This window comes from Bradyrhizobium sp. JR3.5, from assembly GCF_054057015.1.
In genome coordinates, this window is record NZ_JBSRYV010000002.1 from 1,930,973 (window position 1) to 1,955,284 (window position 24,312).

Consider the following 24,312-nt stretch of genomic DNA (forward strand, 5'->3'; position numbering starts at 1 on the left):
TTTTCAACTCCACAGGCCAAGGCCAAGAGATGCATCTTCTCGACAACGAATCCGCCGCTGCCGGAACGCGGTCCGCAGCCCTTCGCAGTGCATCTTCCGTGCCGGGGATTCCTGCCAATCAGGCCCCCCCGTCCATGGATCATCTCGATGAGCTGGAGGCCCAGAGCATCTACATTTTGCGCGAGGCGTTCGCCCGGCTGAAAAAGCTCGCGCTGCTGTGGTCGCTCGGCAAAGACTCCAACGTGATGATCTGGCTGGCGCGCAAGGCATTCTTCGGCCGGGTTCCGTTCCCGGCGCTGCATGTCGACACCGGCAAGAAGTTTCCGGAGATGTATGCGTTCCGCGATCGCTTCGGCAAGGAATGGGATCTCGACCTGCGCGTCGAGCCCTGCCCGCCGATCGACAGCGTCGACCCGACCCTGCCGCCGGCCGCGCGTTCCGCCGCGCGCAAGACCGAGGGTTTGAAGCTCGCGCTCAACAAATTCGGCTTTGACGGATTGATCGCCGGCATCCGCCGCGACGAAGAGGCAACGCGCGCCAAGGAGCGCGTGTTCTCGCCGCGCGGCCTGGAAGGCGAATGGGACGTGCGCGACCAGCCACCGGAATTCTGGGATCACTTCAACGCCTCGCCGCCGCAAGGCGCACACTTGCGCATCCATCCGATCCTGCATTGGACCGAAGCCGACATCTGGGCCTACACCAAGCGCGAAGGCATTCCGATCATCCCGCTCTATCTCGCCAAGGACGGCAAGCGCTATCGCTCGCTGGGGGATCAGGACATCACCAACCCGGTGGCTTCGACCGCATCCAGCATCGATGAAATCCTGGATGAGCTCGATAACACCAAGATCCCGGAGCGCGCCGGCCGCGCACTCGATCACGAAACCGAGGATGCGTTCGAGCGACTGCGTGTCGCCGGCTATCTCTGATCCCAGTTTGGCGTGAGTGCTCTGATGAACATGATTCTTCCCACCGCCTCGATCTCGGCGACCCCCAACGGCACCACACGTCCCCAGGTGCGAATCGTCATCGTCGGCCATGTCGACCACGGCAAGTCCACCCTAGTTGGCCGCCTGCTGCATGAGACCGGCAGCCTGCCGGACGGCAAGCTGGAGATGCTGAAGGCGGTCAGCGCGCGGCGCGGCATGCCGTTCGAATGGTCGTTCCTGCTCGACGCGCTGCAGACCGAACGCGACCAGGGCATCACCATCGACACCACCCAGATCCGCTTCCGCACCCGCTCGCGCGACGTCGTGCTGATCGACGCGCCCGGCCATGCAGAGTTTTTGCGCAACATGATCACCGGCGCCTCGCAGGCCGACGGCGCGGTGCTGATCATCGACGCGCTCGAAGGCGTCCGCTCGCAGACGCGGCGGCACGGCTATCTCCTGCATCTGCTCGGCGTGAAGCAGGTCGCGGTCGTCGTCAACAAGATGGACCGGGTCGATTTCAGTGCTTCCCGGTTTGACGAGATCAGCGACGAGATTTCCGCGCATCTGATCGGTCTCGGCGTAACGCCGACCGCCGTGGTCCCGATCTCCGCGCGCGACGGCGACGGCGTTGCCGAACACACGCCGCGGATCGGATGGTACAACGGACCGACCGTGGTCGAGGCGCTCGATGCGCTCGAGCCGGCACCGCCGCTGGCAGAGCTGCCGCTGCGGCTGCCGGTGCAGGCGATCTACAAGTTCGACGACCGCCGCATCGTGGCGGGCCGCATCGAGTCCGGCAGCCTGAAGGCCGGCGACGAGATCGTCATCATGCCCACGGGCAAGATCGCGAAGATCAAGACGGTCGAGAGTTGGCCGGTGACGCCGGTCAAAGGTCCGCAGGGCGCGGGGCGCTCGGTCGGCATCACGCTCGACCGCGAGTTGTTCCTCGAGCGGGGCGACATCATCGGACATAGCGGGCAGAGCCCGCGCGACACCCGCCGCATCCGCGCGCGGATCTTCTGGCTGCACGACAAGCCGCTGACCACGGGCGAGCAGATCCTGATCCGGCTCGGCACCAAGGAAAGCCGCGCCACCGTGGTCGCGATCGAAAAGGCGATCGATCCCGGCGCGCTGTCCAACGAAGAGAACACCGCGATCGCGCGCAACCATGTCGGCGAGATCGACATCTCGCTGGCGCAGCCGGTTGCGACCGATCCCTACACCGACAATCCGCGCACCGGCCGCCTCGTGATCGAGGTCAACGGGCGCATCGCCGGCGGCGGCCTCGTGCTGTCGGTCGATGCCGGCCGGCCTGCGGTGCCGATCGACATCGTGCCGGTGGAATCCGCGCTGCGGCCGGACGAGCGCTCGGCGCGCCACCATCACAATGGCGCGGTGGTCTGGCTGACCGGCCTGCCCGGCTCGGGCAAGTCGACCCTGGCAAGGGCGTTGGAACGGCGCCTGTTCGGCAATGGCGGCTCGCCGATCCTGCTCGATGGCGACACATTCCGCGCCGGGTTGAACAGCGACCTCGGCTTCTCGCCGCAGGATCGCACCGAGAACATCCGCCGCCTCGCCGAGGTCGCGACCCATCTGGCGCGCAACGGCCATATCGCCATCGTCGCCGCGGTGTCGCCGTCGACCGCCGACCGTGCGGCCGCACGCCGCATCGCCGACAGCGCGTTCCGCGAAGTCTACGTCGCCACGCCCGCCGAGGTCTGCGAGACCCGCGACCCCAAGGGCCATTACGCCAAGGCACGCTCCGGCGGATTGCCGTCCTTTACCGGCATCACCAACGACTACCAGCCGCCGACCGGCAACGAACTGACGATCGACACCTCGAACCGCTCGGTCAGCGATGCCACCGACGCGATCGAGCGGATGCTGGTCACGACCGGCATCCTGTTCGACGAACTGACCGACCTCGCGGCGAATATCTGACCTTGCTCAACTGTCATCGCCCGGTTTGCCGCCTTCGCTAAAGCTTCGGCGAGCCAAGCCCCGTCGAAGCCTTGGCGTAGACGGGACCGGGCGATCCAGGGCGGTTTCAACCGGTCGCTGGCGCTCCGTGTTCCTGCTCGCGACGGCATTTGGGCGCAGCGGTGTTCGTCGTCCAGGCGCTGGCTTTGCCGCGTCTGGCCCCGAAGGGAGAAGCCGGGCTCGGCATCCTGATCGACATCCTGACACGGCCGGGGATCGGTGCCGGCATCTTCGCGGCAACCTTGGTCTTCACCGGACACTTCGGCTATTTCGGCTATATCCGTCCCTTCCTTGAAAGCGTGACCGGGCTTGGCGCCGCCGGCGTCGCGGCAACGCTGCTCGCCTTCGGCGTCGCCAACTATATCGGCTCCTTCGCGAGCGGGCTGATGGCCGAGCGCAATCTCAAGCTTACGCTGATCGCGATGCCGCTGGCGATCAGCGTGCTCGGTCTGTTGCTCTCGGTCTATGGCAAGGACGTCATTCCCGCGCTGGTGCTGGCCGCACTCTGGGGATTTGCTTTCAGCGGCGTACCGGTCGCGACGACGACCTGGATCACCCGCATGGTGCCCGATGAGACCGAAAGCGGCGGCGGGCTGGTGCTCGATTTGATGGGCGCGGCAGCCGTGTTTGCGGCGGGCGCAATTCCCTTGTTGCTCGCCGCATTGCTGATCGCCACCAAGGTACGGACCAGGGCGCCGTGACCGCGCTCTCTGCCGGTGCCGCGCCCGGGGGAAAGGGGGCCTTCTCAGAGCCGCGGCTTTAGGGCAAAAAGGGCCGTGAACGCCGCCTTTGGCGCGTTTTTTGCTGATTTCTTGCGAAAGCAGCCCCTAAACGCCCCATTTCTTTGAGAAAGCCCATCATGACTCGTGTCGATGCCCATGGATTGAAGATCGCCCCTGTCCTGTTCGATTTCATCGCCAAGGAGGCGACGCCGAAAACCGGGATCGCGCCCGACGCGTTCTGGGCAGGACTCGCCGCCATCATCCAGAAGCTCGGCCCGAAGAACCGCGAACTGCTCGCGGTCCGCGACGCGCTGCAGGCCAAGATCGACGACTGGCATCGCGCCAACAAGGGCAAGCCGTTCGACATCAACGCCTACACCGCGTTCCTCAAGGACATCGGCTATCTGCTGCCCGAGCCCGCGACCCATAAGGTCGAGACATCAAATGTCGATGAGGAAATCGGCAAGATCTGCGGCCCGCAGCTCGTGGTGCCGCTCACCAACGCCCGCTACGCACTGAACGCCGCCAACGCGCGCTGGGGTTCGCTGTACGACGCCTTCTACGGCACCGACGCAATCCCGCATGATCCGAGCGAGAGTGGCAAGGGTTACAACAAGGCCCGCGGCGACAAGGTGATCGCGAAGGCAAAGGCGTTCCTCGACGCCGCTGTGCCGCTCGCGACCGGAAGCCACACCGACGTGACCTTCTACGGCGTGATCGCGGGCCAGCTGTCGGTCAAGCTGAAAAGCGGCAATTCGACCGCGCTGAAGAATGGCGCCCAGTTCGCCGGCTATCTGGGCGATGCCGCCCAGCCCACCGCAATCCTGCTCGTCAACAACGGCATGCATGTCGAGGTCAAGATCGACCGCAGCAACGTCATCGGCAAGGACGATCCGGCCGGCGTCGCCGACATGATCCTGGAGTCGGCGGTCTCGACCATTCTCGACATGGAAGACTCGGTCGCCGCCGTCGACGCCGAGGACAAGGTGCTGGTCTATCGCAACACGCTCGGCCTGATGAACGGCACGCTGTCGGCCGATTTCGAGAAGGGCGGCAAGACGCTGACGCGATCGCTCAATGCCGACCGCGTCTACAAGAAGCCCGACGGCGGCGAGCTGAAGCTGCACGGCCGCAGCCTGCTCCTGATGCGCAATGTCGGCCACCACATGTTCACCGACGCGGTGCTCGACGCCAAGGGCGAGGAGATCCCCGAAGGCCTGCTGGACGCCGCGGTCGCCGGCCTGCTCGCGATCCACGACCTCAAGGGCAATTCGAAGGTCAGGAACAGCCGCACCGGCTCGGCCTATATCGTCAAGCCGAAGATGCACGGCCCCGACGAGGTGACGCTGACCTGCGACCTGTTCGCCGAGGTCGAGAAGATGCTCGGCCTGCCGGAGAACACGCTGAAGGTCGGCATCATGGACGAGGAGCGCCGCACCACGGTGAACCTCAAGGCCTGCATCCAGCGCGCCTCCAAGCGCATCATGTTCATCAACACCGGCTTCCTCGACCGCACCGGCGACGAGATCCACACCTCGATGGAAGCGGGTCCGATGATCCGCAAGAACGACATGAAGGCGCAGCCGTGGATCAAGGCCTATGAGGACTGGAACGTCGACAACGGCCTGATCGACGGCCTGCCCGGCCATGCCCAGATCGGCAAGGGCATGTGGGCGGCGCCCGACAAGATGGCCGACATGCTGGCGCAGAAGATCGGCCACCCGCAGGCCGGCGCCACCACCGCCTGGGTGCCGTCGCCGACCGCGGCCACGCTGCACGCCCTGCACTATCACCAGGTCAACGTGATCGCCCGGCAACAGGAGCTCGCCAAGGGCGGGCCGCGTGCAAAACTCTCCGACATCCTCACCATTCCGGTGTCGCAGTCGAACTGGGCGCCCGATGACGTGAAGCAGGAGATCGACAACAACTGCCAGGGCATCCTCGGCTACGTCGTGCGCTGGATCGACCAGGGCGTCGGCTGCTCCAAGGTGCCCGACATCCACGATGTCGGCCTGATGGAAGACCGCGCGACGCTGCGCATCTCGAGCCAGCATCTGGCGAACTGGCTGCATCAGGGCGTCATCACCAGGGATCAGGTAATGGAGTCGCTGAAGCGCATGGCCGTCGTCGTCGACAAGCAGAATGCCGGCGATCCCCTGTACAAGCCGATGGCGCCGGCGTTCGACGGCGTGGCCTTCAAGGCGGCCTGCGACCTCGTGTTCGAAGGACGCACGCAGCCGAACGGCTACACCGAATACATCCTCACCGCGCGCCGCCGCGAGGCCAAGGCCGCGGGCTGATCTGCGAGCGATCGCAACCAAAAGCAAAAGCCCCGGCGATAAGCCGGGGCTTTTTTGTTGGCGCCGCAGGTGGCGCTAGAGGAGCCGGATGCGATAGCCTGCCGTCGCAGGGGCGTAGTGCCAAAATATCGAAAACAACCCCATGCAAAGTAGCCGGCGGCGGCTGGCGGATACGGCAACTTGACTCGTCGGGCAAATCAGCGATATTCTTCTATTTTTCAGAAATCCTGCGGACGCCCCTCGCAGCGTCATCACCCGCGCATGCGGGTGATCCAGTATTCCAGAGACGTCTGTGCTTGAATCGAGGAGCCGCAGCGTACTGGATCGCCCGGTCGAGCCGGGCGATGACAGCGGTGGACGAGGATATGCGCCTTGTTTCGCGGCTGAACTGTAGACCCTCATGGTGCTGCATCGACGTCGTTGCGAGGAGTGAAGCGACGAAGCAATCCATTGCTCCACTCGCGCGGTGAGATGGATTGCTTCGCTTCACTCGCAATGACGAAGCTAGAACACCGCCAAATATTTCAGCAGCGAGACGATGCCGATGATGATGACGACGACGCGCGCGATCTGCTTGGCGCGGCCGTCGAGCGGCAGCATGTTGATGAGATAAAGAACCAGAATAACGACAAGGAAGGTGACGAGTACGCCGACGAGCATGCGGGGCCCCCTGATGGCATCGGTGAATGTGCTGTTCGCCCGTTGCTAACGTGCGAGCGCAAGGCCGGTTCCAGCGAACGGAACCGAAAGTGGCCGACCTCTCGCATGAGCGACGCTACTCGCGCGCCAGCACCGGCGCGCGCTGATACTTGGCGCGGATGCGATCCGGCGCCGGCGTGAAGTTGAGAGATGCCCCGCGTCGGTCCGGGCGGCCGACCGACATCAGCCCGTCCTTGCCGGCGACGATGTCGCCCTTGCGCAAGGTCGGATCGTCCTCGATCTTCACCGCGGCGAGCCCGACAGTGTCCTTGCCGTTGCAGGTGCAGCCCGAGACGATCTCGTCGCGATAGCGGAATGCGTTCGGCAGTTCGGAATACGGCTTGCCGTCTTCGGTCGCGGCGTTGTCGATATTGCCGCCATAGACCACTTCGGTCGCGCTCGCCGGGCAGAAGCTGTTGCAGCTCTCAGCCTTGCTCTGGCTGCCGGTCGCAGCCAGCGGGAAATAGCGGCCGTCGCAGGTGCGCACGCAATAAGCCTGGCCGACATCATAGCGCGCGCGCCGCTCGGACCGCGGCACAGGCGCCGGGCCGTCATCGAACGGCATCCGGATCACCGGCGGACGGCCCTGCATGAAGCCGCCAAACAGTTGCGAGAAGAAATCCTGGGCTTGTGCCGCGGACGCAAGCGACAGGCCAAGCACCGCCGCCGTCCCGAACGTCCATCGCCTGACGTGCCCCTTCACCATTACCGACCCTCAGTCCAATGCCGATCCCTGGAGCCCCGTTCCGATTGAATCGGAACGCGGCTCTAGATTCTAGTTCTGACGCGTTTTCTTCACGCGAACCGGTATCCACTTCGCTCGAAAACGCTCTAGTACAACGAGGAAGCCGCCGGAACGTTCAACGCCTGACGGCCGGAAGGCAGCGTCATCACCGCGGGGCGCGGCTGCATCGGCACCGGCCGGACCGAGATCTGCGTCGCGGCCGGGCCGAGCTCGCGGGCGGCGATATGCGGTCCGCTCTTCGGCAGCACCACGACCCTGGTGCCGACATTGACCCGGTTGAACAGGTCGGTGACGTCCTCATTGGTCAGGCGGATGCAGCCCGACGACACGAACTTGCCGATCGTCGACGGATCGTTGGTGCCGTGGATGCGGTACTCGCTCGAGCCGAGATACATGGCGCGGGCACCGAGCGGATTGCCGGGGCCGCCGGCCATGAAGCGCGGCAGATAGGGCTGGCGCTTGATCATCTCGGCCGGCGGATGCCAGTCCGGCCATTCCGCCTTGTTGCTGATGGTCTGCACCCCGGCCCAGGTGAAGCCTTCGCGGCCGACGCCGACGCCGTAGCGGATCGCGCGGCCGCCGCCGAGCACGTAATAGAGCGCGGTATTGCCGGTATCGATAATGATGGTGCCGGGCGCCTCAGACGTGTTGAGCGCGACGGTGGTGCGGCGCAGCCGCTCCGGCAGTGCGCCGTCCTCGGTGGCCGCGGTCGAGGGATCGGTCATCACCTCGTCGGAGGGGAATCCGCCCGGCTGCGTCGACGCATAGCCGAGCGCGGACGAGCGGACCTGAGAGCTGACTTGCGCGCTGGCCGAGGTGGCGACAACGAACGGCGTCACGAGCAGGACGCCGGCGAAGGCAAAAGTGCGGACATGAGTGCGCGCGGCGCGCGACGCAAGCCGGCGGCTGGAGAGAGACTGCTGTGTCATGTGCTGCCCCTGGACGGGATGCGCATCATGGTGATGCGATGACCACCCAACGCGCGTAACCATCAGACAGTTCCGCTGCGAATCGTCGCAAAGTCGCGATTGTCAACCCGCCATCTCTCACGAGCGCGCGATGGAACCTTTGCCGGGGACAAGGCCGTTGTCGTGCGCAATTTGACACGAAATTCATTTGTCCCCATTCGGGAGGAGTCTGGTGCGCGCCTTTCCGGGTGAACGTATGCTTGGCAATCCGACCGAAGGCACGCCCCTCCCCGACAGCACAGCCGAAACGCCGCCGATTGTCAGCCGCGCCGAGGCCGTCGCCTTCGCGCTGGTCGCACTGCTGGTGATCGTCATCGTCGGGGTGCTCTATCTCGCACGGGCCTTCTTCCTTCCGATCACCATGGCCTTCATCGTCGGCACCATGCTGTCGCCGGCGGCGAGCCTGCTCGAGCGCTACCGGATCCCGCGCGCGCTCGGCGCAGTGCTGATCGTGATCGCGGTCGGCGCCGCCGTCAGCTTCATGGTCGGACTAATCGCCTCGCCTGTCATGGACTGGAGCTCGCGGCTGCCCGAGCTCGGCGCGATCCTGAGGGAGAAGCTGCATGTGTTCGACCGGCCGCTCGCGCTGTGGCAGGAGCTGCAGAGCATGGTCGGCGGCCCCGACACGCTCGCCAACCTCCAGCTGCCGAAATTCGAATGGGTGCAGCCGACGCTGGAATTCGTGTCGCCGACCTTCGCCGAATTCCTGCTGTTCATCGCCACCCTGATCCTGTTCATCGCGAGCTGGAAGGATCTGCGCCGCGGGCTGGTGATGACCTTCAGCGACCGCGCGGCACGATTGCGCACGCTGCGTATCCTCAACGAGGTCGAGACCCATCTCGGCAATTATCTGCTGACGGTGACGATGATCAATGTCGGCATCGGCATCGTCACCGGTGCGATCTGCGCGGCGACGGGAATGCCGAACCCGGCGGGGCTCGGCGCGCTCGCCGCGACGCTGAACTTCATTCCGATCATCGGGCCGGTCGCGATGTTCGTGGTGCTGGTTGTGGTCGGCATCATCTCCTCGCCGACCATCGGCGCGGGGCTGCTCGCGCCGGCATGTTTTGCCGTCGTGACCTTCATGGAAGGGCATTTCGTGACGCGCGACGATCGTCGGCCGCAGGCTGTCGCTGAATGCGCTCGCGGTCTTCCTCGCGCTCGCGTTCTGGACCTGGCTGTGGGGCCCGATGGGCGCCTTCCTGTCGTCGCCATTGCTGATCGTGGCATTGATCGTCAAGGAGCATTTGATGCCGGTCAATTCGCCGCAGCTTCCCGAGGACTAACCTCGGTTTCGCATCTGGAACCTTGCGAGGTGCGAAGCGTTTTTCTCCGAACACGCACGTTCTCCGGGAGCTTTCGATGTCGAGCACGGACAGCGCATTTGGGATCAGGAACATGACGGACAAAGCGACCTACGAACGCCTCGAAAAGGATGTTACTGCCGTGAAGAACGATATCGCTGCCCTCACCGAACAGATCACCGACGCGCTCAACTCGTTTGCCAACAATGCAGGCAAGCAGGCCCGCAGCCGCTACAAGGATGTGCGCGCCAACGCGGAAGCGACGCTCGACGACATGTCGGAGCGCGGCACCGCGATGATGGGCGCGGCGCAGGATGCCGCCTCCTCGATCGAGGAATCGCTGGAAGAGGTGATCACGCAGCGGCCGCTGGCGACTGTCGGCCTTGCGCTCGGCCTCGGCTTTTTGATCGGCGTCACCTGGCGGCGCTAGGTCATGCGCAAACCACCGTTCTGGACGCGATGGCAGCGCTGGCGCGCCGCCGCCTCGTTTGTCGATGCGCTTTTCAAGGCAAGGTTCAAAGCAAAACTTTTCAGGGCAAGGCTGGTCAATGCTTCAGCGGCTGATCGATGACGTCAAGCAATCCACCGGCAGCGCGCTGCGGCTGACCTCGCTTGCGGCCGCCGCCGCGATCGCGCTGTTCATCACCATCGCCTTCCTGTGCGCGGCCGCCTTCGTCTATGTGCTGCAGCACTATGGTCCGGTGGAGGCGTGCCTGTCCGGCGCCGCGGTGTTCCTCGTCGTCACGCTGATCGCCATTGCTGTTTACATGGCGCGCAAGCGAGAGATGCGCCTCCGCGCGGAGAAAGCGGCCAAGGCCGCGAAATCGGCCGCGGCGACAATGCTTGCCGACCCCGCACTGATCGCCACCGGCCTGCAGATCGTGCGGGCCATCGGCGTGAAGCGGCTGATCCCGATCCTGGCGGTCGGCGGCCTCGCACTCGGCCTGATGGCAAGCCGCAGCGCCGCCGGCAGCAGCGAGCCGGACGAAGAGGAATAGCCCTCCCGGTCCGCCACCAACAAGCGCAGCCGTCATCGCTCGCCACCGGGTCGCGCGAATGCGCGCCCGATGACAGGCTCCGGCGGGCGATCCAGTACGCCGCGGCCTGTCGGCCAACGACAGCTGTCTCTGGAATACTGGATCGCCCGGACAAGCCGGGCGATGACACTGTTCAAGGGGTGCTCAGGTCACGCAGCGGCCGGGCTGCAGCAGCTTGGCCACTTCGGTCAGGACGCTGACCACGGGCTCGCAGGCCACCTTGCGGGTGTCGCCGGGCCGCGCACGCGCCGGCGCTGCGGGGTGATTGCGGGCCTCTTCCCGCGCCACGGGAACACGAACCAGGACGGACGTATCGGGAAGCCGATCGACCTTCAGCGCGACGGTCCGGCTCGGCAGGCCGGTCATCGGAACCGCGGCACGGTCGGTCTTGGCGGCGCGATTGACCGCGCTCTCCGGCGCTAATTGGGTGGTGACCTGCTGTCCGCCAATGAGATCATGGCCGGACGCCAGCTGGACCGCGCCAAGCGTCAATCCAGCCGCCAACGCAGCGAAAATTCCCTTTTGAATCTTTGACATGGTGATGTCCCTCGCCCCATGGAAATTCCCGTTGGCGATCACGGACACAACGCGAGCGAAACCTGTGGGGTTCTCGCGTCCGGCCATCACTTAACCGTGTACGAAAAAATTTTGATTCGCGCGGAACGAGTCCGGGGGGCTGCGAGTCATTGGAAGAGCCGGTTATTCCCCCTGCCCCATTGACCGGCGACGTAGGGCGCGACCGTGGTGATGCCGGTCGCGCCCTGCTCTTTTTTCGGCGGTCCCGCGAACGATGCGTCAGCCGGCCTGTCACTCAGCCGTCGCAATTGAAGCCCGACGCTGAAGGAGCGGTCCTTCCGCCGAGCGAGAGGACTGTCTGCTTCAGGCATTATCGTTTGATGGCATGTCCTGGGATCGAACGACCGTCACTTCACGGCAGGACAGGCAACGACCGACATGAAACTTGATTCCAGTCGTCTGGTCGTCGACGAGCATCAATTCACTCAAGGGCTCGCCGCATTTGCAAGTGACCGTTTTCTTATCGGCAAAATACATCTGACGTCCTCCATGAGCCTGGAGATTTCATCGCGTCATTCGGGCGAACTCGCTTGCGCTCGCCCCCTCGCTTCCGCTCCTTCTCGGTCCGGGAAATCCGATGGTTGGTGTGTGGCTCTCGGCGCTTATTTTGTAGCGGGTGGCTTCCGTGATTCCGCGGCTTCACGCGCCTGCCGCTCGGCCTTGAGGCGGTGGAAGTTGTTGTAGAACGCCTTCTCGTGGGCGAGGTGCTCCTTCATCGCCTGCGACGCGTCCTGCTGACGCTGCTCGTTACGAACCTTGCGCTGCTGGGGAGTAAGATTCATACGACCTCCGACTAAGTTCTTGAATCAACGCCGGATTCAACGCACGAGGCTGGAAAAGGTTGCACCCCGGAAGGAGCTGGATCTATTTGCGCAGGCTCGCCCAGACGCCGCCGAGGATCAGCAAGCCGCCAACCAGGTGGATCAGCTTCGGCGGCTCGCCGAGAATGATCCAGGACAGCAGTGCGCTTGCGATCGGCGCGACGTAGAGCACGAGCGACGTCCATACCGAGCCGAACCTTGCGCCGAGCCAGGCGAAGCCGGCATAGGCGATCAGGCCGGGGACGAGGCCGGCGAAGACATAGGCCTCGAACGCCCGGGCGTTGAAGACCGCAGCCGGCGTCGTCCACATTTCCTGGAGCGCGGGCGGCAGCGAGCACAGCGCGCCGGCCGTCGAGAACAGGCTGACCCGCGCCAGCAGCGAGGCGTGCGGCGCGACGCGCGATTGCACCAGCGTGTAGCCGGACCAGCCGAGCATGGCGCACACCACCAGGAGATCGCCCCAGGCCGCGCTCGATTGCGTCAGCGTTTCCAGACGGCCGCCAGAGACGATCAAAAGCGCACCGGCGAGCGCCAGCACCGTGCCGAGCCATTGCAGCGGACCGATATGCTCGATGCCGAGCGCGGCCGAGATCAACAGCACCATGATCGGCGACAGCGCGAAGATCAGCGCGATATGGATCGCGGTGGTGGTGATGCCCGCGATGTAGACCGGACCGCCGCACAGGAACATGCCGAGGAAGCCCGCGGCGAGGATCGGCCAAAAATTCTGCGCCAGCGGGATCTTGCCGTCCCGGATCGCCGCGATCGCAAATGGCGCAAGGCCGATGGCGATGATGCTCCAGCGGAAGAAGGCCAGCGAGAACGGCGGCACCGAGCCGGCCAGGCCGCGCGCCAGCACCTGATTGGAGGCCTGCCCGACCGCGACCAGGATGAAGCCGGTCAGCGCGACCGCGTCTTCCCAGCCCGGGGCCGGGCGGCCGACCTGACCTTTCGGCAACTCCGCATCCATGACACCGCCCCCTCAGCCGGCGCACGTTCACCCAGGACGGCTTCCGTCAGCGCACCACGTTCGCAGCGCGCTCGCGCTATTACTCCGCCGCCTCGCGCTCCATGTCGCGGCCGGACATGTCCTCGCCCTGCATGTTGGCGTATTCGCGCGCCATCTCGCGCATCAGGAATTTGGCCGGAACGTCGTGATAGGTGCCGTGGTCGTTGACGTACTGCATGTAGGCGCGCCCTGCGCCGTCGAACGGGTGCAGCAGCGCATCCGAATGGCCGTCGAAATCGAGCGGCTTGACGCCGAGCTTGGCGCACAGCGTGTCGTTGAAGGTCGGCGTCGCCTTGCGCCAGGCGCCGTCGACGAACACTTCGGTGAAGCCGTGCCAGGTGAACAGGTCCGAGCCCATGCTCTGGCGCAGCTTCTCGGTGGTGAGATGGTTGCGGACGTCGGCAAAGCCGACCCGGGCCGGGATGCCGTGGACCCGGCAGGCCGCGGCATAGAGCGCCGCCTTGCCGACGCAGTAGCCATTACCGGCGGCGAGCACGCTAGAGGCCCGGTAGCTCTCGGGCGAGCGCATGCTGACATAGGGGTTGTAGCGGATGCCGTCGCGCACCGCGGTGTAGAGCCGGCTCGCTATGTCGCGCGCGCCGGCATCGGCTGGGACGGCGGCGCGGGCGAACGCCTCGACGGCGGGATGGTCGCTGTCGACATATTCGCCGGGGTCGGTGTAGAGGCGGCTGATCGTGTCGGGAAGATGCTCGGTCATGGCGCAACCTTAGCAAGCCATGTGCGCAGTTCAATGCAGCAGGCGCAGCCCTTCTTGCAGCCCTGCCCCGCCTAGTTCCTGAAGCGTTCGTCCCACTGCGGCGGCCGGTAGCTGCGCCGCTTCGCCTTGAAATATTCGCGTGCGAAATGGATGCCGATCCCGATCAGGAACGGCGGCGCGAGCGCGGCGGCGATCATCAGCGCGGTGATCGACTTCGGCGTCAGGATGTCCAGCACCATCGACGCCAGCAGCCATAGCGTGGCAGCAATCACCGCGACGTCGACATGCTTCATTCCGCAGTCTTTCCTTGGTCCCTGACCACGATCCGGGTTCCATCCTACCGGCTGGCCCCGGGCGCGCCAAGGATTCCGGCGGCAGACGATACCTCCAGCCCTTCACTTTTTTGGACGGTCCGCAGGCAACGTAGACCAGGTTGAACCAAGGCGGCGGCCGCAATGAGCCGCCGTTCAACCGATCAAGCCGCGAACGCCCGCACCAGCAACAGGCCGGCGAACAGCGCGAGGATCGAGAGCGCAACGGAGGCCGCGATGTAGGCAGCAGCCGGCCATAGCTCGCCCCGTTGCATCAACACGATCGCATCGAGCGAAAAGGTCGAGAAGGTGGTGAAGCCGCCGCAGATGCCGACGGTGAGAAACACCCGCACCGCCTGGCTGACATTCCAGGTCAGCGCGAAGGACTCCGCGAATACGCCGATCAGGAACGAGCCCACGATATTGATCACCAGCGTGCCCCAGGGAAATCCGGTGCAGACCAGGCGTCCCGCGCCGATCGCCACCAGATAGCGCGCGACCGATCCCAGCGAACCGCCGATCGCGACCGCCGCCAACAACTGAACGCTCAAGATTCTGCCTTTCCGCCCCGCCACTCGGCGACGCCTGTCACAAGCCCAACAACGAAGGTCGCGGCGATCAGCTCGCCCAGAGCGCCGGCCAATAGGGCGACGACACCGACGAGCCAGATCGACCCGACCAGCGACAATGCGATTGAGAGTGACCCAGGAAGACCCGTCATGCTCTGCCCCTTCTCGTTCGCGGGACACGCAGCAGATCGGCGGTGGCGCATGCTCCTACCGACGCTGTCGCGCCCGGTAGAAGTCATCAGCCTTGCGGCGGTTATCGGGGGACTCCATCCCCATCAACGCAGGGATGGTAGGCGAGCCCAGCGGCGGGAGCAAGTCGGCGTCCCGCGCCGGCGTGACTGCTCATTCGCTCATCGACAGCATCGCGTTCAGCTCGACGGCGGTCCGCAACTGCTCGATGCGCGCGGCAATCTGTTCGCGCTTGGCGCCACGCGGCAATTCCGCGAGCTGGCTCTCGAGCCGCATCCGGTGTTCTTCGAGGCGCTGCTCGAAGGTGTGGGGTTCAGATCGCTTCCGCTTCCGAATCGTCTTCTGCATCACTCACCCTTGGCGGTTGCAGACCCGGACTATTGGCCCAGCGGTCCAGTTGATCGATCACCCGTGCGTGGCTCGGGCGCCGCGGTTCCGGCGCTTCCGGCTCCTCGGATAGCTTTCGGGGCAGCTTGACGTGGTTGGTCATGGCGTCACTCCCGCCAGACAACGGAGGGGCAGCCGGATCGTTCCCTTAGTTTTTCTTGTAAGTCATTGATTTTATTTGATTAACCTGCTCAATCGACGCTTTTATCTCAAGCTGTGGAACCCACCGCGAATTGGTTCGTTTAGCAAATTACTCAACTAACTAATTCTGGGCGATTTGCGATGAATGAACTTCGCGCTGAACGTCTTCAAGTCATGCTTTCCCCCGAAGAATTATCGGCTCTCGACGATTTCCGCTTCAGGCACCGCATGCCGACTCGTGCCGCGGCCGTGCGCGAACTGCTCAGGCTCGGTCTGGCCGGCAACGGCGTCGATGGAGGGGCCGGGGTGAAGTCGAGCGAGTATGGGGTGTTTAACCGGGGGCCGGATGGGCACACCCAAGGGGACGCGCCGCAAGGGGAGTAACGGCGCGTTGGCGCTGCTGCGGCGGTTCAGCCGGCGACGAACAGGTCCACGACCGCTTTCAGCGTGCAGACCACAAGCGCCGAGGTGAACATCGCCGTACCGAGATCTGCGAGATAAAGCAGCTGCGCCTTCTGCTCCGCATCAAGCCGCGCGATCGCCTTGCGCATGGCCAAGCTCCCTTTTCAGGAGAACGCGTCGCGTGAACGTCGGTTCCCTCGGCCGCCTTCTCACGCCCGCTGCAGCGCCAGCGTCACGCCGCTGAGCGTCAGCGCCATCGCGCCGATCTCACGCAGCCCCAACGGCTCGCCGAGAATGATCGCAGCCGAAATCACGCCAATGACCGGCACCAGCAGCATGCCGGTCGACGCCGATGTCGGCGGCAGGCGGCGCAGCGTCTCGAACCAGGTGAGATAGCAGATGCCCATCGGCATCAGCGTCATATAGGCAAAGCAGTCGAGGCCGAACGGCGTGATCGCGACATAGTTCGGGTGCTCGAACAGAACGCCGAGCAGCAGCATCACCACAGCCGATGCCAACCTGCCAGGCGACCACCGCGAGCGGCGGCATCGGCAGCGGCTTGCGGTTCAGCACGTTGCCGAGCGCGAACAGGATGGCGCAGGCGAGCGCAAGCGCGATGCCGGTGAGCTTGTCGGCGCTGAACCCAAAGCCGTTGCCGCCGAGCAGGAGCGCGACCCCGGCGACCCCGAGCACCAGCGCCGCCAGATCCCGCAGCGTCGGGCGGCTGTGCAGCACCGGCCAGGCAAACAGCATCGCCCAGATCGGCATGGTGTAGGCAAGGAGCGCCCCCTCGCCGACCGTGACAAATTTCATCGCGATGGTGCCAAAACCCATCCAGGCGAAGACGTTGGTGAAGGAGGCGAACAACAGCCGCGGCAGCGCCTCGCGCGGCACCGCGAGCGACTGGCCGCGGGCCAGCGCCAGCGCGCCCAGGATCACCGCCGCACAGATCCCGGCCAGCCCGCGGGCGAACAACGGCGGCCATTGCTGCAGCAACAGCTTCATCAGCGGCCAGTTCAGGGCCCAGCCAAAGGCCGTTACCACCAGGCAGAGAGAGCCGATCGTTCGGTCGCGTTGCGTCTCATCCATCGGCCGCGCTTAGCAGGCGGAAGCAGGCGATTCCACTTCGCGGCGCGCATGCCGCGTCGGCGTGCATCTCGGATACCATTCCGTCAGGCAAAGGTGCCGATCGAGATCCGCGGCCAGCCCTCGCTTTTCCGCGCGGCGGCAAGCTTGCTGGTCCAGGCATCGATCAGGCTTGCGATCAGGAGGCGGCCGGTGCCGCGCATGTCGGGCAGTTTCATGGTGGGCGTGCCGAGCGTCAGCGCGACCACGCCGTGCACGGCCGCAAGTAACGCGGTCGCGAGCCGCGGCGGCAGGCCGGACGCCGGCTCGGCGCCTTGCGCCGCGAGATACTCGCGCACCGAGATCACGAACAGCTCGTAGCTGCGGCGGGCGATCTCGGTCTCGCCGAAATAAACGCCGTCGGCAAACCGGCGGTCCTCGACCGTGCCGGACATCGAGAACAGCGAGCGGAAGTGATCGGGATTGTCGGCCCAGTAGTCGAGATAGGTTTCCATCACCCGCCGCAGCCGCGCATCGCTGTCGGCCGTCTGCGCGCGGACCCATTCGAGCCGTTTCGGCAACCGCCTCGAGATTCTGCTGCTTCACCGCGAGCAGCAGCAACAGCTTGGTCGGATAATATTTGAGGACGGTGCCCTTCGAATAGCCGATCGCATCGGCGATCTTCTGGATCGAGACGGTCTCGAGCGTGCCGGCGGCGAACTCCGAGCGCGCGGTCTCGAGGATCAACGCCTTCAGCGCCGCCTTGTCGGCCTCCTGTCGCGCCCTGCGCTGAAAGCGCCGCGCACCCTTGCTGGATCGCTCCTCGATCGACATTGCCGTCTCCTAGAGCACTTTCGTTCTGATTGAATCAGAACCGAAGCTCTAGCTTCTCGTTTCGACGCGTTTTCTTCACGCGAACCGGTACCCACTTCGCTCGAAAACGCTCTAGAGCCTTTTCCGCTCCGATGGAATCGAAACGAGGCCCCCCTTGCCTTACTCCATTTAATTGACTATGGTCAATTAACTGATCATGAAACGGGAGGATGCAATGAGCGCCCTTGCGAGCCCCCTCGCCGGCGAAATTGTCCGCAGCGATTTCGATCCGTTCAGCCCTGCGACGCGGGCCGATCCCTACGGCACCTACGCGGCGCTGCGTGCCGCGGCGCCGGTCGTTCGCCTGACCAAATATGACATCTGGGCGGTGCCGCGCTTTGCCGAGGTCAAGACGATCTTCGGAGACCATGCCCATTTCAGCAACGCCGGCGGCGCCGGGCTTGCGAACCACTTCAAGGAAACGCCGTGGCGGCCGCCGAGCATCGTGCTGGAAGCCGATCCGCCGCTGCATACGCGGACCCGCGCGGTGCTGGCGCGGATCCTCTCGCCCGGCGCGATGCGACGGCTCGCGGATGATTTCAAGGCCACGGCGACGCGGCTGATCGACGGGCTGGTCGAGCGCGGATCGTTCGATGCGATCAAGGACATCGCGGAGGTGTTTCCGGTCAGCGTGTTTCCCGACGCGCTCGGCATCGACCAGGAGGGCCGTGAGAACTTCCTGACCTATGGCGCGATGGTGTTCGCCGGCTTCGGGCCCGAGAACGACTATTTTCGCGACCTGATGAAAGAGGCGCCGCGCGTGCTGCCCTGGGTGGCGGCGCGCTGCCGGCGCGAGGCGCTGCGGCCGGGCAGTTTTGGCGCACAGGTCTACGAGGCGGCCGACACCGGCGAGATCAGCGCGGAGGAAGCTCCGCTGCTGGTGCGCTCGCTGCTCTCGGCCGGGCTCGACACCACGATCAGCGCGATCGGCATGGCGCTGTACACGCTCGCGCGCCATCCGGAGCAATGGGCATTGCTCGCTGCCGACCCGTCGCTGTCGCGCGCGGCGTTCGACGAGACGCTGCGCTTCGATTCACCGGCGCCGTTCGTATTCCGCACCACGCCGCATGACACCGAGATCGCGGGCGTTAAGATCGGCAAGCACGAGAAGGTGCTGCTGCTGCTCGCCTCCGCCAACCGCGACGCGACGCGCTGGGAGCATCCCGACCAGTTCGACGTCAGACGGCGGCTGTCTGGACACATGGGCTTCGGCGTCGGCATCCACGGCTGTGTCGGGCAGATGGTGGCGCGGCTGGAGGCGGAGGCCGTAATCGCAGCGCTCGCCAGCCGCGTGAAGCAGTTCGACATTGCGGGTCCGGTCGCCTTCCGCGACAGCTCGGGCCTGCGCGCGCTCGGCACGATGCCGGTGCACGTCACCCGCAAATAGTTTCGACATCGCGCGCCACGCAGCCTTGCTCAAGAAAAAGCCGGCGTACCTTTCGGCACACCGGCTTGCACTTTGCCCTCTTGCGTAAACTCAGGTCATGCCGACGCCGCGCGCGGCGTGCGGTTGCGCGAGTTGCGCTGGAAGAACAGCGCCTGGCTCGCCACCGCCGACACCATCGCCGGCTGGAACGGCTTCGAGATCAGGAACGCCGGCTCCGGCCGCTCGCCGGTCAGGAAGCGCTCGGGATAGGCCGTGATGAACACCACCGGCACCTCGAAGGTGCGCAACAGCTCATTCACCGCATCGAGGCCCGACGAGCCGTCGGCGAGCTGGATGTCGGCGAGGATCAGGCCGGGCTTCTTGTTCTTGGCGAGCGCCACCGCGTCGGAATGGGTGCGCGCAACGCCGATGACGTTGTGGCCGAGATTCTTGACCAGGCTCTCGAGGTCCATGGCGATGAAGGTCTCGTCCTCGATGATCAGGACATCGGTGGCGATCTCGGCGGCCATCTCGCGGCCGGCGGCATCGGTCAGCTTGCGGGTCTCGGCAATGTCGGTGCCGAGAATGTAGCCGACCTCCTCCTCCGAGAAGCCTTCCAGCGACAGCAGCAGGAAGGCCTGCCGAGGCAGCGGCGTGATGTTGGAGAGCCGGCGCTCCGGCGGCAACGAGAGCGTCGCCACGTCGGCATTGTCGTTGTTGTTCACCGACACCGAATTCCAGATCTGGGTGAACAACCGAAACAGCCCGGCGCGCGGACCGTGGGTCTGGTCCAGCAATGATCCGTCCTGCAACAGGGCCTCGAGCATGGCCCCGACATAGGCGTCCCCGGACGCCTGGTTTCCGGTCAGTGCGCGCGCATAACGGCGCAGCAGCGGAAGGTGTTCGGCAACGATCTGTGATCGGGACATTCCCACTCCATCCTTGTTCGTGAGGCCAACCGGCCTGAAACCCGTACTCTGGGGCCGCGTACTCTGGGGCGGCGTACCATTTTGGGGCGCCCCAGGTTCCCCTGCATGCCCGACTACGCGCGAGCGCCGAAAAAGTTCCACGAAATAGTTCCAGCCTTCCGGAACTTTCTGCGCAACTTTGCATTAGCTCCTGACCGACGAGGCAACGCGGCCAGCCTCTTTTTTCGAGGAATCGACTTGAAAATCAGAGACTTCACTCCCGGGGAAGCGTGGATCACATCATGAAGGAAGTAAAGAAGCAGGGCGGTCTCAACGCCGAGATTCAATCGAGAATCGGCCACCAGCTTCGCGCCATGTACGACGACGTGGTGCGGCAGGGGGTGCCCGACCGCTTTGCGGAGCTGATCCGCAAACTCGACGGACCCGAGGCTGCCGCGGCGGCTGTGGCCGGGGGCGATACTGACAAGAACAATGGAGGGGACTAATGCCTCTCACGAATGAACTTCGCGACGACATCCTGGCGTCGGTCCCGAGCCTGCGCGCGTTCGCGATCTCGCTGTCCGGTAATGGTGACCGTGCCGACGATCTGGTGCAGGAGACCCTGCTGCGCGCGATCGCCAATATCGACTCGTTCCAGCCCGGCTCGAACCTGCCCGCGTGGTTGTTCACCATCCTGCGCAACCTGTTTCGCTCCGACTACAGGAAGCGGCGGCGCGAGGTGGAGGATGCCGAGGGCAACTATGCCAAGACGCTGAAGAGCCAGCCGTCGCAGACGGCCCATCTGGAGTTCGAGGAATTCCGCGCTGCGCTCGAAAAGCTGCCGCAGGACCAGCGCGAGGCGCTGATCCTGGTTGGCGCCTCCGGCTTCTCCTACGAGGATGCCGCGGCGATCTGCGGCTGCGCGGTCGGCACCATCAAGAGCCGCGTCAACCGCGCGCGATCGAAGCTCTCCGCGCTGCTCTATGTCGACAGCGCCGAGGATTTCGGCCCCGACAACACCGTGCGCGCCGTGATCGGCGGCAATGGCGGCTAGACAAGCGCGATGCTAGAATGGAAGGGCGGCCCGATCGGGCCGCCTTTTCTTTTGCAAGGGATCTCGCGGGCCGTCGCTTCGGGCGTCGCACACGCTGCGATCCGCCTGGCATACAGGGGGAATGAAAACGATCGAGTGCCCAGGCGCGTCCTCGCGCATTCTAGACGGGTTGGGCTTTCGCCGGACCGGCGTCGTAACGGATGACAATATCGGCGAGGCCTGGGGATGGGTCCGCGCGGCACCCGGCGCAACAGCCTAGCCCGCCATTGCCTGCTTGACGGCATTCGGCTTGAAGCCGTTTCTCAATTCGAGGATCTTGCCCGCGATCTCGGTCACCGGGACCGGATGACTGAACAGGAAGCCCTGGGCCTCGTTGCAGCCCTCGGCCCGCATGTGGTCCAGCTGCTCGACGGTCTCGATGCCCTCGGCGATCGTGGTCATGCCAAGGCTCCTGCCAAGGCTGATGACGGCGCGCACGATCGATTTCGATCCATGCGTCGCGGTCGCGTCGCGCACGAAGGATTTGTCGATCTTGAGTTTGTCGAACGGAAAACTGCGCAGATAGCTCAGCGACGAATAACCGGTGCCGAAATCGTCCAGCGCAATGCGCAATCCCAGCGCCTTCAGCTTGTGCAGCGTTGCAAGCGTCTCGCTGCTGTTCGCGAGGAAGACGGATTCGGTGATTTCGAGCTCCAGCCGGCGCGGCGACAATTTCGACGCCGCCAGCCCGTTGACGACGACGTCGATGAAGTCGGGATCGCGAAACTGGACCGCGGAGACGTTGACCGCGAGCTTCATCTCGCTGGGCCAGCTGACGGCCTGCTCGCAGGCGCGATTGAGGACCCATTCTCCCAATGGGGCGATCAGGCCGATCTCCTCGGCGATCGGGATGAACTGGTCCGGCGCCACCATTCCCCGCTTCGGGTGATGCCAGCGCAGCAGCGCCTCGAAGCCGCAGATGCGGTCGAGATGGAGATCGTAAAGCGGCTGGTAGTACAACGAGAACTCGTCCTTGGCCATCGCCTCGCGGAGATCGAGCTCGATCGCCCGGCGCCGCTGCAGGCTGGCGTCCATCGCGGGCTCGAAGAAGCGCCAGGTACCCCGGCCTTCCATCTTGGCGCGGTACAGAGCGACGTCGGCGTTCTTCAGGAGCTTCTCTCCGGTGCTGCCGTCGACCGGCGACATCGAGATGCCGACGCTGCATCCGACAACGACGCGATGCCCGTTGAGCTCGTACGGAGCGCCGACGCATTCCACGATGCGGCGAGCGAGGCGCTCGGCCTCCTCTCCGGCCTGGACGCCACACTGGATGACTGCGAACTCGTCGCCGCCCAAACGCGCGACGGTGTCGACCTCGCGGACGCAGGCGTTGAGGCGGTCGGCGACCGCACACAGCAGTTCGTCGCCGACCGGATGCCCGAGCGTATCGTTGACCTGCTTGAAATTATCGAGATCGAGGCAGAACACCGCGAAGCCGGATCCGCGGCCGACCTGAGCGACCGCCAGCTCGATCCGTTCGGCCAGCAGCGTCCGGTTCGGCAGCCTGGTCAGGGCATCGTGCCGGGCCATGAACGCGATCTGCGACTCGGCCCGCTGCTGTTCGGTGACATCCTCGCAGGTGACGAGCCAGCCGCCGTCCGATGTCGGCCGTTGCGCGATGGCAATGATCCGTCCATCGCTGAGATGCTGCAGATAGTTGCCCTCGTGCTGGGCCATCGATCGCTCGCGTTCCGCCAGCAGGTCGGCGACGGTCTGGTCACCGTGATTGTCGGCGGCGACGCTGAGGCCGAGCACGTCCTCCATGGTCATTCCGGGAACGACGAGCTCCGGCGAAATATCGAAGATCTCGCAGAACCTGCGGTTGGCGACCTGCAGCCGCGCCTCGCTGTTGTACAGGCACAGCCCTTGCGACATGTGCGTGAGCGCCGCGTCGAGCCGCAGATTGGTTTCATGCAGCTCGGCCTTCTGCTGCTTCAACGCGGAGATGTCGCTGTAGACGAGAACGACGCCGCCCTCCTGCGTCTCGCTGCGGCTGACACGCAGCCAGCGCCCGTCGGAAAGCTGCGCCTCGCTCGCGAAGCCATCGAAGTCACTGTCGGCCGGCGCCAGGCTGGGGGCATCGAGCCGATCCGACCGCAGAAGCTGCGGCGAGAGACGGATGAATTCGCTGGCGCGCGAATTGGCCAGCGCGATCTGGCCATCCGCATCGAGCAGCACGACGCCTTCGTGCGACGTTTCGAGCGCATCGGAAAGCCGCGCCTGCGCGGAGCGGCGTTGCGAGACCTCCTGATCGACCATCCGCCTGATGTTGTCGCGCATGGTTTCCATGGCGGTCAGCAGCGTGCCGAGCTCGTCGGTGCCGCCCTTGGGGACGGTCGCGTCGAGGTCGCCGCCGGCGATGCTCCGCGCGGCCCGCGATGCAATGGCGACGGGCCCGATGATCCGGCGCGCCAACACCCACGAGAACAGCGCCGACAGGAACAGCGCGACGGTCAGCCCGGCGACGTTGAGCTGCAGGTCCCGCTTGATCGTCGAGAGCGCCTTCTGCCTGAACAGAAAGCCGTCGCCGGCCGTATAGTTGACCAGCAGCTCAACCTGCTGGCTGACGATCTTGGAGTAGCGATCGACGTCGCCGACCGTGGTGCCCGAGGACTGCGGATCAGCCGCCGGGCTTCCCTCGAGCGACGATCCGATGGCGCGGCGATGCAGTGCCATCCAGGCGTCGGCGGCTTCCTGAACCTTTGCCGCGGCTTGCGCGGCCCGCGAGGACTGCGAGCGGTCGGCAGCGATCGTCAGGTCTTCCGAGAGCGTCTTGGCGAGCTTTTCGATCTGGCTGTCGAGGCTGGCGCGAATTTCCGGATCCGTGGTCAGCAGACGCTGCGACGACGCCACCCGCATCGAGGCGAAGTCCGCACCGGCCGCGCGGGCGTAATTGATCGACATCAGGGATTCGTCGAACGTCTTGGCCACCAGATCGCCGGCATGGCGGATGCCGAGGATGGAGTATCCGCCGAGCGCGACAGCAACGGCGCTCATCGCGAGGCAGAAAATCAGAATCTGGGTGCGGATCGAACCCGTGGTCAGGGCAAGACGCGACAGGCCGCCGGTTGCGAACCGAATGGCTGCACCGGTCTTCACCTTGAGGTTGCCTAATAGGCTATCCATACCCGCGTTTCGCCGTAGTGCTCGATGTTCAAGCCACGCAGAAACGCGCAGCGCTGCGGAAAAATGACTGT

The 24,312-nt window shown here is 65.0% G+C and carries 28 protein-coding genes, 3 pseudogenes and 1 riboswitch; of the genes and pseudogenes, 11 read left to right on the top strand and 20 right to left on the bottom strand.

The window, feature by feature from the left end; translation table 11 throughout:
* The first annotated feature begins 134 nt into the window (after positions 1-134).
* From cysD to ACVWW1_RS26100, 4 genes are all read left to right on the top strand, one after another.
* Positions 135-929: a sulfate adenylyltransferase subunit CysD gene (gene cysD, locus ACVWW1_RS26085; RefSeq protein WP_207834927.1), complete on the top strand. Its 795-nt coding sequence runs from the start codon at positions 135-137 to the stop codon at positions 927-929.
* 24 nt (positions 930-953) lie between these two features.
* Positions 954-2,873 (top strand): adenylyl-sulfate kinase, encoded by a 1,920-nt coding sequence (gene cysC, locus ACVWW1_RS26090; RefSeq protein ID WP_456657908.1) that lies wholly within the window; start codon positions 954-956, stop codon positions 2,871-2,873.
* A 161-nt stretch (positions 2,874-3,034) separates the two neighbouring features.
* Positions 3,035-3,613 (top strand): hypothetical protein, encoded by a 579-nt coding sequence (locus ACVWW1_RS26095; RefSeq protein WP_456657909.1) that lies wholly within the window; start codon positions 3,035-3,037, stop codon positions 3,611-3,613.
* A 158-nt stretch (positions 3,614-3,771) separates the two neighbouring features.
* Positions 3,772-5,934: a malate synthase G gene (locus tag ACVWW1_RS26100; protein WP_456657910.1), complete on the top strand. Its 2,163-nt coding sequence runs from the start codon at positions 3,772-3,774 to the stop codon at positions 5,932-5,934.
* A 504-nt stretch (positions 5,935-6,438) separates the two neighbouring features.
* On the opposite strand, the gene ACVWW1_RS26105 is transcribed toward ACVWW1_RS26100, so the two are convergent.
* The 3 genes from ACVWW1_RS26105 to ACVWW1_RS26115 all read right to left on the bottom strand — a co-directional run bounded on the left by ACVWW1_RS26105 (position 6,439) and on the right by ACVWW1_RS26115 (position 8,307).
* Positions 6,439-6,594 carry a Thivi_2564 family membrane protein gene (locus tag ACVWW1_RS26105; RefSeq protein WP_061880958.1) on the bottom strand — a complete coding sequence of 52 codons (156 nt, stop codon included), beginning with the start codon at positions 6,592-6,594 and terminating at the stop codon, positions 6,439-6,441.
* A gap of 115 nt (positions 6,595-6,709) precedes the next feature.
* On the bottom strand, positions 6,710-7,339 hold the full coding sequence (locus tag ACVWW1_RS26110; RefSeq protein ID WP_456657911.1) for a DUF2865 domain-containing protein: 630 nt from the start codon (positions 7,337-7,339) through the stop codon (positions 6,710-6,712).
* A gap of 125 nt (positions 7,340-7,464) precedes the next feature.
* Entirely contained in the window at positions 7,465-8,307 is an 843-nt protein-coding gene (locus ACVWW1_RS26115) for a L,D-transpeptidase (protein WP_456657912.1), read from the bottom strand.
* A gap of 211 nt (positions 8,308-8,518) precedes the next feature.
* Here ACVWW1_RS26115 and ACVWW1_RS26120 point away from each other — a divergent pair.
* Positions 8,519-9,632: pseudogene (locus tag ACVWW1_RS26120) on the top strand (AI-2E family transporter).
* Between the two features lie 76 nt (positions 9,633-9,708).
* Positions 9,709-10,080 (top strand): DUF883 family protein, encoded by a 372-nt coding sequence (locus ACVWW1_RS26125; RefSeq protein WP_456657913.1) that lies wholly within the window; start codon positions 9,709-9,711, stop codon positions 10,078-10,080.
* Here the strand turns inward: ACVWW1_RS26125 and ACVWW1_RS26130 are convergent.
* Positions 10,077-10,199, bottom strand: coding sequence for a hypothetical protein (locus tag ACVWW1_RS26130; RefSeq protein ID WP_456657914.1), 123 nt, complete (start codon positions 10,197-10,199; stop codon positions 10,077-10,079). The genes ACVWW1_RS26125 and ACVWW1_RS26130 overlap by 4 nt on opposite strands.
* Between ACVWW1_RS26130 and ACVWW1_RS26135 the strand changes: the two genes are divergently transcribed.
* Positions 10,199-10,648 carry a hypothetical protein gene (locus ACVWW1_RS26135; RefSeq protein ID WP_176528906.1) on the top strand — a complete coding sequence of 150 codons (450 nt, stop codon included), beginning with the start codon at positions 10,199-10,201 and terminating at the stop codon, positions 10,646-10,648. The two genes, ACVWW1_RS26130 and ACVWW1_RS26135, sit on opposite strands and share 1 nt — an antisense overlap.
* Positions 10,649-10,831: 183 nt before the next feature.
* Here the strand turns inward: ACVWW1_RS26135 and ACVWW1_RS26140 are convergent, their stop codons facing one another.
* The 10 genes from ACVWW1_RS26140 to ACVWW1_RS26185 form a co-directional block, all read right to left on the bottom strand.
* Entirely contained in the window at positions 10,832-11,224 is a 393-nt protein-coding gene (locus ACVWW1_RS26140; protein ID WP_173643741.1) for a hypothetical protein, read from the bottom strand.
* Between the two features lie 342 nt (positions 11,225-11,566).
* Positions 11,567-11,740, bottom strand: coding sequence for a hypothetical protein (locus tag ACVWW1_RS26145; protein ID WP_176528905.1), 174 nt, complete (start codon positions 11,738-11,740; stop codon positions 11,567-11,569).
* A gap of 125 nt (positions 11,741-11,865) precedes the next feature.
* On the bottom strand, positions 11,866-12,045 hold the full coding sequence (locus ACVWW1_RS26150; protein WP_456657915.1) for a hypothetical protein: 180 nt from the start codon (positions 12,043-12,045) through the stop codon (positions 11,866-11,868).
* A gap of 82 nt (positions 12,046-12,127) precedes the next feature.
* A complete protein-coding gene (locus ACVWW1_RS26155) occupies positions 12,128-13,054 on the bottom strand; it encodes a DMT family transporter (RefSeq protein WP_456657916.1) in 927 nt (308 codons plus the stop codon).
* Between the two features lie 79 nt (positions 13,055-13,133).
* Positions 13,134-13,811 carry a transglutaminase-like domain-containing protein gene (locus ACVWW1_RS26160; protein ID WP_456657917.1) on the bottom strand — a complete coding sequence of 226 codons (678 nt, stop codon included), beginning with the start codon at positions 13,809-13,811 and terminating at the stop codon, positions 13,134-13,136.
* Between the two features lie 71 nt (positions 13,812-13,882).
* Complete coding sequence (locus ACVWW1_RS26165) at positions 13,883-14,104, bottom strand: hypothetical protein (protein ID WP_092118943.1); 222 nt, start codon at positions 14,102-14,104, stop codon at positions 13,883-13,885.
* 182 nt (positions 14,105-14,286) lie between these two features.
* Positions 14,287-14,673, bottom strand: a complete 387-nt coding sequence (gene crcB, locus ACVWW1_RS26170; RefSeq protein WP_456657918.1) for a fluoride efflux transporter CrcB — start codon at positions 14,671-14,673, stop codon at positions 14,287-14,289.
* On the bottom strand, positions 14,670-14,843 hold the full coding sequence (locus ACVWW1_RS26175; RefSeq protein ID WP_456657919.1) for a hypothetical protein: 174 nt from the start codon (positions 14,841-14,843) through the stop codon (positions 14,670-14,672). Before ACVWW1_RS26175 ends, crcB begins: the two co-directional genes overlap by 4 nt.
* 70 nt (positions 14,844-14,913) lie before the next feature.
* Positions 14,914-14,974, bottom strand: a riboswitch (Fluoride riboswitch).
* Positions 14,975-15,033: 59 nt separating this feature from the next.
* The gene (locus ACVWW1_RS26180; protein WP_456657920.1) at positions 15,034-15,228 is read right to left on the bottom strand and encodes a hypothetical protein; all 195 of its coding nucleotides are present in this window, start codon (positions 15,226-15,228) and stop codon (positions 15,034-15,036) included.
* Positions 15,194-15,370, bottom strand: a complete 177-nt coding sequence (locus ACVWW1_RS26185; RefSeq protein WP_171947849.1) for a hypothetical protein — start codon at positions 15,368-15,370, stop codon at positions 15,194-15,196. Before ACVWW1_RS26185 ends, ACVWW1_RS26180 begins: the two co-directional genes overlap by 35 nt.
* 179 nt (positions 15,371-15,549) lie before the next feature.
* Here ACVWW1_RS26185 and ACVWW1_RS26190 point away from each other — a divergent pair, with 179 nt between their 5' ends.
* Complete coding sequence (locus tag ACVWW1_RS26190) at positions 15,550-15,792, top strand: hypothetical protein (RefSeq protein ID WP_092118949.1); 243 nt, start codon at positions 15,550-15,552, stop codon at positions 15,790-15,792.
* Between the two features lie 26 nt (positions 15,793-15,818).
* On the opposite strand, the gene ACVWW1_RS26195 is transcribed toward ACVWW1_RS26190, so the two are convergent.
* The 4 genes and pseudogenes from ACVWW1_RS26195 to ACVWW1_RS26210 all read right to left on the bottom strand — a co-directional run.
* Positions 15,819-15,959 carry a hypothetical protein gene (locus ACVWW1_RS26195; RefSeq protein WP_173643732.1) on the bottom strand — a complete coding sequence of 47 codons (141 nt, stop codon included), beginning with the start codon at positions 15,957-15,959 and terminating at the stop codon, positions 15,819-15,821.
* Between the two features lie 60 nt (positions 15,960-16,019).
* Positions 16,020-16,899: pseudogene (locus ACVWW1_RS26200) on the bottom strand (DMT family transporter).
* A gap of 83 nt (positions 16,900-16,982) precedes the next feature.
* On the bottom strand, positions 16,983-17,456 hold the full coding sequence (locus ACVWW1_RS26205) for a TetR-like C-terminal domain-containing protein (protein WP_456657921.1): 474 nt from the start codon (positions 17,454-17,456) through the stop codon (positions 16,983-16,985).
* 82 nt (positions 17,457-17,538) lie between these two features.
* Positions 17,539-17,709: pseudogene (locus ACVWW1_RS26210) on the bottom strand (TetR/AcrR family transcriptional regulator); the annotation flags it as partial.
* A gap of 214 nt (positions 17,710-17,923) precedes the next feature.
* On the opposite strand from ACVWW1_RS26210, the gene ACVWW1_RS26215 reads away from it, so the two are divergent.
* A complete protein-coding gene (locus ACVWW1_RS26215) occupies positions 17,924-19,135 on the top strand; it encodes a cytochrome P450 (protein ID WP_456657922.1) in 1,212 nt (403 codons plus the stop codon).
* 95 nt (positions 19,136-19,230) lie between these two features.
* Here ACVWW1_RS26215 and ACVWW1_RS26220 read toward each other — a convergent pair whose 3' ends face one another.
* Positions 19,231-20,043, bottom strand: a complete 813-nt coding sequence (locus ACVWW1_RS26220; protein WP_016847263.1) for a response regulator — start codon at positions 20,041-20,043, stop codon at positions 19,231-19,233.
* A gap of 281 nt (positions 20,044-20,324) precedes the next feature.
* On the opposite strand from ACVWW1_RS26220, the gene ACVWW1_RS26225 reads away from it, so the two are divergent.
* Complete coding sequence (locus ACVWW1_RS26225; protein ID WP_018269610.1) at positions 20,325-20,528, top strand: NepR family anti-sigma factor; 204 nt, start codon at positions 20,325-20,327, stop codon at positions 20,526-20,528.
* Positions 20,528-21,076, top strand: a complete 549-nt coding sequence (locus ACVWW1_RS26230) for a sigma-70 family RNA polymerase sigma factor (RefSeq protein WP_092118964.1) — start codon at positions 20,528-20,530, stop codon at positions 21,074-21,076. The genes ACVWW1_RS26225 and ACVWW1_RS26230 overlap by 1 nt, the downstream gene beginning before the upstream one ends.
* Before the next feature lie 255 nt (positions 21,077-21,331).
* Here ACVWW1_RS26230 and ACVWW1_RS26235 read toward each other — a convergent pair whose 3' ends face one another.
* Positions 21,332-24,241, bottom strand: coding sequence for an EAL domain-containing protein (locus ACVWW1_RS26235; RefSeq protein WP_456657923.1), 2,910 nt, complete (start codon positions 24,239-24,241; stop codon positions 21,332-21,334).
* Positions 24,242-24,312 lie beyond the last annotated feature (71 nt).